Annotated in this window: 2 pseudogenes; both read right to left on the bottom strand. The window is 46.6% G+C overall.

Annotated features, from left to right (window positions below):
- A pseudogene (locus tag AC1DUA_RS40390) lies at positions 1-102 on the bottom strand (GntR family transcriptional regulator); the annotation flags it as partial.
- Positions 102-509: pseudogene (locus AC1DUA_RS40395) on the bottom strand (sugar kinase); the annotation flags it as partial. The pseudogenes AC1DUA_RS40390 and AC1DUA_RS40395, both read right to left, overlap by 1 nt.

A 509-nucleotide genomic window follows, 5' to 3' on the forward strand; every position in this document is an offset into this window, starting at 1 on the left:
ACCCAAAGGATACACACCGTGTAAGATGCGATCCTTCAGGATGTTCATAATTTGCAAATATAAGGGCCGTTTATTACGGGATAGATTCACCGAAACGTTCACTACCTTTCTACATCGCCAACAGCTTCCGTCATCGCTCGCAGGATATCGCTTTCCGATGACATGGGCGTATCGCCAACAATGGTATGCGCGAGCATGCCGGCGGCAGCTGCAAACCCGACCGCTTTGTCAGGTGAAAATCCTTGGATTTCCCCATGTACGATTCCGCTTGTGTAGGCATCTCCAGCACCAATTCTATCATAGATAGAAAATGTGAGCAGATTAGAAAAGGTAAACACTTGATCTTTATAAATAAATCCACGCAAGGAATGGGTATTGTCACTGTTGATGTGACGATGTGTTCCAGCAATGACAGCGATCTGATACTTGTCCGCAACCGCTGGAATCAGCTCAATCAGCTGAGCTTGACGTTCTGTTTGATCGGTATGCATGCCCAAGATGTACATGGC

Source organism: Paenibacillus sp. 01T422 (assembly GCF_056398785.1).